At 41.7% G+C, this 6,725-nt stretch carries 5 protein-coding genes; all 5 read right to left on the bottom strand.

From position 1 onward, the window contains the following. Positions 1-395: 395 nt before the first annotated feature. Positions 396-2,180: a choice-of-anchor I family protein gene (locus tag QMA00_RS09685; RefSeq protein ID WP_076922755.1), complete on the bottom strand. Its 1,785-nt coding sequence runs from the start codon at positions 2,178-2,180 to the stop codon at positions 396-398. A 143-nt stretch (positions 2,181-2,323) separates the two neighbouring features. Further along, positions 2,324-3,682, bottom strand: a complete 1,359-nt coding sequence (glmU, locus tag QMA00_RS09680; protein WP_076922756.1) for a bifunctional UDP-N-acetylglucosamine diphosphorylase/glucosamine-1-phosphate N-acetyltransferase GlmU — start codon at positions 3,680-3,682, stop codon at positions 2,324-2,326. Between the two features lie 297 nt (positions 3,683-3,979). Next, positions 3,980-4,402 carry a F0F1 ATP synthase subunit epsilon gene (locus QMA00_RS09675; protein ID WP_008464176.1) on the bottom strand — a complete coding sequence of 141 codons (423 nt, stop codon included), beginning with the start codon at positions 4,400-4,402 and terminating at the stop codon, positions 3,980-3,982. A gap of 13 nt (positions 4,403-4,415) precedes the next feature. Then, on the bottom strand, positions 4,416-5,801 hold the full coding sequence (gene atpD, locus QMA00_RS09670; protein ID WP_008112138.1) for a F0F1 ATP synthase subunit beta: 1,386 nt from the start codon (positions 5,799-5,801) through the stop codon (positions 4,416-4,418). 33 nt (positions 5,802-5,834) lie between these two features. Beyond that, positions 5,835-6,695, bottom strand: a complete 861-nt coding sequence (gene atpG / locus QMA00_RS09665; protein ID WP_008112136.1) for a F0F1 ATP synthase subunit gamma — start codon at positions 6,693-6,695, stop codon at positions 5,835-5,837. Positions 6,696-6,725 lie beyond the last annotated feature (30 nt).

Below are 6,725 nucleotides of genomic sequence, written 5' to 3'. Positions count from 1 at the left end.
TGTTAAAGAACGTTGCGATTAAAGCGTTAAACTTTATCTCGCTAGGGCTGCGCATCTTACGCCTTCCTATTTTTTTGTCAACACTTAATTTTTAGTTTCTTTTAAAAGATTTAAAAGCTAAGTTTTACTCGACTTACTTACCGTTTGTTCAGCGCTTTTCATTGCTGCCTGCCGGGTCAGTGGATGCGCATTATAGGGATATTCTGGAGAGGGTCAATGCTTTATTTCAGTTTTATTAAATTAATTTCAATTTAGTACAATATCCATACAAACAAAGGGCTGCAGGGCTGTTTTTGATTAAAAAGCATTCACATAAGGCATGATTATTGAGAAGGGAGGAAGTAAAAGCGATTTATAGATAACCGCTACATCGCTTTTACTTAAAACTTTACTAATTACTGAGTTGTTATTTCCCATACAGCAATTGAGCCTGAGATTTCATTACCTACTATGAGCAGTGCTTCGTTTGTTGCACTTTGCGCTGCAGGAACAAATGTCATTCCTTCAGGAGCAAGGTCGCCACTTATATCTGCACTTGGTTCTAAACCACGATTATAGAAGTAGTCTTGAAATTTCACATCATAAGGGTTGGTTATATCAAACACCATTATTGTGCCCATACGCTCTAAGCCAACAAAAGCAAATAACCTATCGCCAACCTCACCTAATGTTAGCGCTTCGGGCTCTGCCCCTTTATCATCTGAGCGTGTATCGCCTTTATTTTCATCTTCGTTATTATTGAATGCATTGCCATGAACAGAAGCGGTTACTCGTGCAATTTGATCGCCTGAGTCAAACACCACCAGCCCATTGCTATCCCAAATGGTAAATGAACGTGCGCCATAGGCATAAAGAGATTCGTATTGGCCATCGTTATTTTTATCACCTTTTACCGTGGTGACTTTCAAGCGACCAATGTCGTTATCATCGTTATTTAAGTAATCGAAGTTAGCTGCGAGAGCTAGATCTTCTACGCGGCTTTCATCTATATATGCCAAACACCCATCTTTAGCGTCATAATCAAGGCCGCCCTGAGCGATGCAATCAGCTTCATCGCTTGCATCAAAAAAGTATTCGCGTGCATCACCCTCGTTGGCAGATACAATAAAGTTGGCTCCTTTCCAACTAAAACTTGCAATTGTATCTGGCTGATACATGCCATATAAACCAGGGTATGATTTAAAGTTAACACCGCCGTCTTTGTCTGAAGCGTCAAATTGTAAGTTTGACCAATCTTTAAAACCGAGTCCTTTTAGCTCAAGGGAATTATCTTCAAGGTTGATGATGGCTAGAGCGTTATTTTCTTGAATAGAGACATAAGCGTATTTATTATCCTTGGAAATACTCACATATTCTGGCTCTAAATCCATCGCAACCGTGGTATTTATTAAATTACCATTAATAGTACGCCCAGTAGGATTGGCAAACACTAAGCCCTGCGCTTCTAATTCAGCTTGCTTATTATTGTAAGCTTGAAAGTTTATGCTCAAAGCATTATCGGCAATAGTGCCGTTAGTGATATCGATAATGCTAATAGTGCCTTCGGGATCGATACTGTAGTCGCCATTAGGTTCACCTTCATTAGCAACCACTACTTTTGCACCATCATGACTAAATGCCACCATGTCGGGTAGGGCACCTACTGTTACATTTTTAATAAATACTGGTGTATCTCCGCTAATATTGTAAAACGCTATTTGGCCAGCTTCGCCCACGCTTGTAGCAGCCATTGCTACCGCTAATAATTGGTTATTCGCATCGATAGCTATGCTGTTTGCATCGCCAGGCGTATTTTCATTTAGTGAGAGCGTAATGGCAGAGGCTAAGTTGGTCGCGGTTACAATACCTTCGTTATCTTTTACTAATGCCGCAGTGTCGAACGTATCGGCAGGAATGATATTCACAACAGCTTCATCACCAGAGCTATTAATGGCATAAATCCATTTTTTAGAGGCTTGGTAGGCGACTATTTCAGCTGCCCCTTCCGGGCTTTGTGCATTGAGTACTGCGCGGCCAATAAGATTGATATTTAAAGCTGAATTTGCATTAGTACCGTTTTCGCCATTATTACCCGCTGTACCTTGAACACCCTGTGCGCCATCTTGGCCGTCATCACCATCTAGTGAGCAACCAGTTAATAGTGATAGCAAAGAAAAGGCTATTATTGATTTGTTTAACATTATTGTTTTCCTTAGTGTTGTATTTGTTAAATATCAACACACAGAGATGACAACAGTATGGCATTTTTATTTATAGAATATTTAGACAATAAAAAAGCGAGTTATAAAACTCGCTTTAAATATTTAATAAGTAATGGTCATTACTATTTTTTAACTGGGCGTTTCCAACCATCTAAATTGCGTTGCTTGCCACGTGCTACGGCTAACTGATCATCCGCGACGGTATTGGTAATAACAGAACCTGCACCTACAGTTGCTGTAGCACCAATATTTACAGGAGCAACCAGTGATGAGTTAGAGCCAATAAAGGCATTATCGCCAATAATGGTTTTCGCTTTATTCACACCATCGTAGTTACAGGTAATCGTGCCTGCGCCAATATTCACTTTCTCGCCAATTTCAGCATCACCTAAGTAACTTAAGTGGTTTGCTTTAGAACCTTTACCTAAACGGGTTTTTTTCATTTCGACAAAATTGCCAATGTGCGAGTCTTCTTCCATTACTGCACCAGGACGAAGGCGGGCGTATGGACCGAGTGTACATTGAGCCGCAACTGATGCATCTTCAATTAGTGTATTGGCTTTAATAATAACATTGTCACCGATGCTACAGTTTTTAAGTACACAGTTAGGTCCAATTTGTACGTTATTACCAAGCGTTACATTGCCTTCAAAAATAACGTTGATATCGATGAGGACGTCTTCCCCTGTTTTAACGTCGCCACGCACATCAATACGCGCAGGGTCGGCAAGAGTTGCACCATTTAGCATCAGCTCTTCTGCTTGCCATGCTTGATAAGCGCGCTCAAGGCCTGCAAGTTGTACGCGGTTATTTGCACCTTCAACTTCCATTGGGTGATCTGGTTGTGCTGATGTAATTTCTACACCTTCACTATGCGCCATTGCAACTATATCTGTGAGGTAGTATTCGCCTTGAGCATTATTGTTAGATAGGTTACCTAACCATGTTTTTAAAAGCTTACCATTAACCGCCATAATGCCGGTGTTTACTTCGTTAATAAGTAACTGCTCAGCATTGGCATCTTTTTGCTCAACAATCCCCACTAACTTACCATCAACACGTAGCATGCGCCCGTAGCCATTTGGATTTGCTAAATTAACGGTTAATACTGCTAAACCATTTTTAGGTGTCGCTGCTAATAAGCGCTCAAGTGTAGATTGCTTAGTTAAAGGTACGTCACCGTATAAAACCAGTACAGTGTCGTCGTCGTTAATATGAGGGTTTGCTTGTGCCACTGCGTGGCCTGTGCCTAGTTGCTCAGCTTGTAGCACCCAGTTTACGTTATTATCGGCTAATTGTTGTTGTAATAGTTCGCCGCCATGACCATAAACTAAGTTAGTCGATATAGCACCTAGCGCATTGGCATTATCGATAACGTGTTGCACCATAGGTTTACCTGCCACTTTATGCAGTACCTTAGGCAGAGCAGAGCGCATACGAGTACCTTTACCCGCTGCAAGAATTACTGTTGTTAGAGCCATTAAAACAATTTCCTTTTTCCGTTGTTTTAGCTTGATAGAATAAGTGTGCTGCAAAGTAGATTACGTAAGTCACATCATGTGCAAATACTCAGTAGGCTAAGCAATGACTACTGAATCTTAACTTAAGCAAAGTAACACCTAATAGAATAGGGTTATTGTAACGAGGATCTTGCGTAGATATAAGTAATAATGAAGAGATATTAGCCATAACGATTAATTTATTTACAAATAGCCACGGGATTTATCATCAAGCACAAAAAAGCCCACATAAAGTGGGCTTTTAAAAACCAGATAGGCTTACTTTTTACGTAATTGCTGAATAATGCGTAGCTGAGCAATTGCTTCAGCTAGTTGCATTGCTGCTTGATTGTAATCAAGTTCAGCAGATGCGCCTTTTGCCATTTGGGCTTCAGCGTCACGTTTAGCTTGCTCTGCAGCTTTCTCGTCCAGGTCTTCACCACGAACAGCTGTATCAGCAAGTACGGTTACTATGTTCGGTTGAACTTCTAGTGTACCGCCAGCAATATAGATGAGTTCTTCTTCACCAAATTGCTTAACTAAACGTACCATACCAGGTTTAAGGGCAGTTAGTAGTGGGGCGTGACCGGCATTAACACCTAACTCACCTTCACTACCAGATACTTGAATAGATTCTACTAAACCAGAAAATAATTTCTCTTCAGCACTTACTACATCAAGATGTACAGTCATAGCTGCCATACTACCCTCCTAATTACATGCTTTTGGCTTTTTCTTGAGCTTCTTCAATAGAGCCAACCATGTAGAACGCTTGCTCTGGCATATCATCAAACTCACCGTTTAAGATACCTTTGAAGCCTGCAATTGTGTCTTTAAGTGAAACGTATTTACCTGGCGCACCTGTAAATACCTCTGCCACGAAGAATGGCTGAGATAGGAAACGCTGGATTTTACGTGCACGAGATACAAGTTGCTTATCTTCGTCAGAAAGCTCGTCCATACCTAGAATCGCGATGATGTCTTTAAGTTCTTTGTAACGCTGAAGAACTGTTTGAACGCCGCGCGCTATACCGTAATGCTCTTCACCGATTACTTGCGGATCAAGCTGACGTGAAGATGAATCAAGAGGGTCTACCGCTGGGTAGATACCTAGTGATGCGATATCACGTGAAAGTACCACTGTTGCATCTAAGTGAGCAAACGTTGTTGCTGGAGATGGATCCGTTAAATCATCCGCAGGTACGTATACCGCTTGGATTGAAGTAATTGAACCAGTCTTAGTAGATGCGATACGCTCTTGAAGTACACCCATTTCTTCAGCAAGTGTAGGCTGGTAACCTACCGCTGATGGCATACGACCAAGAAGTGCTGATACTTCTGTACCCGCAAGTGTATAACGGTAGATGTTATCTACGAAGAAAAGTACGTCGCGACCTTCGTCACGGAACTTCTCAGCCATAGTAAGACCTGTTAACGCTACGCGTAAACGGTTACCAGGTGGCTCGTTCATCTGACCGTATACAAGCGATACTTTATCAAGTACGTTTGAATCGTTCATTTCATGGTAGAAATCGTTACCCTCACGAGTACGCTCACCAACACCTGCGAATACTGAGTAGCCGCTGTGCTCGATTGCGATGTTACGGATAAGTTCCATCATGTTTACGGTTTTACCAACACCGGCACCACCGAATAAACCAACTTTACCACCTTTAGCGAATGGACACACAAGGTCGATTACCTTGATACCCGTTTCTAAAAGTTCAACTGAGCTTGATTGCTCTTCGTAAGTAGGTGCTGCACGGTGGATAGACATACGCTCGTCTTCACCGATTGGACCTGCTTCATCAATTGGCTCACCAAGTACGTTCATGATACGACCTAGGGTCTTAGTACCAACTGGAACTTGAATTGCTTCGCCTGTGTTTTCTACTGAAGCACCACGACGTAAACCGTCTGTAGTACCTAGTGCGATAGTACGTACCACACCGCCACCTAGCTGCTGTTGAACTTCTAAAGTCAAACCAGCTAAATCGCCATCTGTTACTTTTAGCGCGTCATATACGGCTGGCACGCTGTCTTGTGGAAATTCGATATCCACAACGGCGCCGATAATTTGGACGACCTTACCTAAACTCATGTCTATTCCTCTCGTTAATCTTTGCCTGAAGCATTAAACTGCTGCTGAACCAGAACAAATCTCACTAATTTCTTGTGTGATTGCTGCTTGGCGAGCTTTGTTATATACAAGCTGTAACTCATCCATAAGGTCACCGGCATTATCAGTTGCAGCTTTCATTGCAACCATGCGGGCAGCCTGTTCAGAGGCAGCGTTTTCAACTACACCTTGGTATACTTGAGACTCAATGAAACGTACTAACAAAGACTCTAAAATAGCCTCTGGATTTGGTTCATATAAGTAATCCCACGCATGTGTAGATACTTCTTCTTCAGCTTTTGGCAAAGGGAGTAACTGATCTACTATTGGCTCTTGCTTCATGGTATTAACAAAGTTGTTATATACCAGGAATAAACGGTCAATTTTACCTTCAGAAAATGCATCTAGCATTATTTTTACCGGACCAATTACGTCCTGTACTGAAGGCTTATCTCCAAGACCTGCTTTTTTAGCAAGCACTTGACCACCAAAACGTTGAAAGAAGCCAGCTGCTTTACTACCTAAAGTAGCAAAATCAGCATCTACGCCTTTCTCTTTCCACGCTTTAATGTCTAATGCAACTTTCTTAAACTCATTTGAGTTTAAGCCGCCACATAGACCACGGTCAGTAGAGATAACAATATAACCAACTCGTTTTACTTCACGTTCTTCTAAGAACGGGTGAGTAAAATCAAGATTTGCTTGAGCAACACGACCAATCACTTTACGTAATTTTTCAGCGTATGGACGGCTTGAAGCCACTCGTTCTTGCGCCTTTTTCATTTTAGACGCAGCAACCATTTCCATTGCGCTAGTGATCTTTTGAGTATTTTTAATACTGCCGATCTTGCTTTTAATCTCTTTTCCGCTGGCCATGACTCTCTCTCCGAATCAAAGTGTGCTTTA

The organism is Pseudoalteromonas sp. APC 3694, assembly GCF_030407565.1.
Classification (GTDB): Bacteria; Pseudomonadota; Gammaproteobacteria; order Enterobacterales; family Alteromonadaceae; genus Pseudoalteromonas; species Pseudoalteromonas tetraodonis.
Note: the sequence above shows the minus strand (reverse complement) of the source record. Positions and strands in the feature narration are given on the sequence as shown.